Source organism: Pseudomonas fontis, assembly GCF_028656955.1.
Lineage (GTDB): Bacteria > Pseudomonadota > Gammaproteobacteria > Pseudomonadales > Pseudomonadaceae > Aquipseudomonas > Aquipseudomonas fontis.
This window is the reverse complement of sequence record NZ_JAMDGY010000129.1, coordinates 1-1,918: the sequence shown is the minus strand read 5'-3', so window position 1 is coordinate 1,918 and position 1,918 is coordinate 1. Positions and strand designations below refer to the sequence as shown.

The following is a 1,918-nucleotide window of genomic DNA, read 5'->3' as shown; positions in this document are numbered from 1 at the left end:
TGCTCGCTGAAGCTCAGGCGCAGTGCATCGTGATGCTGCACCAGTGCGTGCAGGGCCTGCTCCAGCCGCTCGGCTTGCAATGGTTGCAACGGTTTGAGCAGCACCGACTGGTTCCAGTGGTGACGCTCGGGAATTTCGGTTTCGAAGAACACCTGCTGGAACGGCAGCAGCGGCGCAGCACCTGTGACCGGGCCTTGATCGATCACCAGCCCCTCGTCACCGGTACCGGCAACGCCGGCCAGGCCTTGCACGGTCTGGTGCTGGAACAGCTGTTTGGGCGTGAAGCGGATACCCGCCTGACGCGCACGGCTTACCACCTGAATCGAGATGATCGAGTCACCGCCCAGTTCAAAGAAGTTGTCTGCCAGGCCAACGCGTTCAACCTTGAGCACGTCTTGCCAGATGGCGGCGATCTGCTGTTCCAGGGCACTTTGCGGGGCGATGTAAACGGCCTGCTGCTGGCTGGTGTCCGGCTTGGGCAGCAACTTGCGCTCAAGCTTGCCGTTCGGGCTCAGCGGGAATTCAGCGAGGAACACCCACTGCGTCGGGACCATGTAGTCCGGCAGGGTGTCTTTCAGGCGAGTCTTGATGCGTTCGCGCAGCTCGCTTTCGTCGGCGTTGGCCTCGGTTGCGACCACGTACCCAACCAATTGCTGGCCGCTGGCTCCCGGCAAGGCCAGGACCACGGCTTCGCGGACGGCGTCCTGCTCCATCAGGCGGGCTTCGATTTCACCCAGCTCGATGCGCAGGCCACGGATTTTTACCTGGTGGTCGATGCGTCCGGCGTATTCGATCACCCCATCAGCGCGATAGCGGGCCAAGTCACCGGTGCGGTACAGGCGCTCGCCCTTGCCGAATGGGCTGGTCATGAAGCGCTCAGCAGTCAGACCCGGGCGGCGGTGATAACCACGCGCCAGCCCTTCCCCACCCAGGTACAGCTCGCCACTCACGCCCACCGGTACCGGGTTCAGTTCGGCATCCAGAATGAACGTCGACAGGTTGGCAATCGGTTGACCAATGGGCACACCGTCGCGACCTTCGTCGCGGCAGGTCCAGTGGGTCACGTCGATGGCGGCTTCGGTTGGGCCGTAGAGGTTGTACAGGCCAGCTTGCGGCAACTTGGCGAACACTTGCTGCTGGGCATCGACGGGCAATGCTTCACCGCTGCACACGATGCGCTTGATCCCCGTGCAGCGAGTGACCTGCTCATCCAGCAGGAACACTTGCAGCATCGAAGGGACGAAGTGCAGCGTGGTGACCTTGTGCTGCTCAATCAACGCGACCAATTTTGCCGGATCACGATGATCGCCGGGCGCGGCCATGGCCAGACGCGCGCCGGTCGTCAATGGCCAGAAGAACTCCCAGACCGACACGTCGAAGCTGAACGGAGTCTTCTGCAAAATGGTGTCGCTGGCATCCAGGCGATAAGCCTGCTGCATCCAGCACAGACGGTTGGTCAGGGCTGAATGGCGGTTGCCTGCGCCCTTCGGTTTGCCGGTCGAACCCGAGGTGTAGATCACGTAGGCCAGGTTTTCCCCGGTCACGGCGATGTTCGGGTTCTCGATGGCATAGCCGTCCAGAGGCTGATCCAGCAGCAAGGTGTTCAGGCCAGCGGGAATCGGCAGCGCATCACGCAGATGCGACTGGGTCAGCAGCAAATGAATGCCGCTGTCTTCGAACATGTAGGCCAGACGATCTTGCGGGTATTCCGGGTCCAGCGGCACGTAAGCACCGCCAGCCTTGAGCACACCCAGCAAACCGATGACCATTTCCAGCGAGCGCTCGGCGGCAATGCCGACGATGACATCCGGGCCAACACCGGTTTCGATCAGGCGATGGGCCAGCTGATTGGCGCGGGCATTGAGCTCGGCGTAGGTCAGTTCGGTTTCACCAAAGACCAACGCCGGCGCATGCGGCG

General features: G+C 62.3%; 1 protein-coding gene. It reads right to left on the bottom strand.

Features of this window, described 5'->3' with window-relative positions; genetic code table 11:
- A partial coding sequence (locus tag M5G11_RS26695) for an amino acid adenylation domain-containing protein (RefSeq protein ID WP_273925428.1) occupies window positions 1–1,918 on the bottom strand: 1,918 nt, incomplete at both ends.